Raw genomic sequence first — 278 nt, forward strand, 5'->3', positions numbered from 1 at the left:
GGCCAGCACGATATGGATAATATTGTCTGCCATATCGTGATCACCGGCAGAAATAAAGATCTTGGTGCCGGTAATGGCATAGCTGCCATCCGGGTTTGGCTCTGCCTTGGCTTTCAGAATCCCCAGGTCAGAACCACAATGCGGCTCAGTCAGGCACATGGTGCCGGTCCACTCACCAGAGACCAAACGGGTCAGATAGGTGGCTTTCTGGGCATCGGTACCGTGTTGTTCAATGGTGTTCATGGCACCGTGAGACAAGCCGGGGTACATCCCCCAAG

The 278-nt window shown here is 54.3% G+C and carries 1 pseudogene; it reads right to left on the minus strand.

The annotated features are described in order from the left end of the window. Positions 1-278 (minus strand): annotated as a pseudogene (locus Q4563_RS19535) (acyl-CoA dehydrogenase); the annotation flags it as partial.

The organism is Gilvimarinus sp. 1_MG-2023, assembly GCF_030548285.1.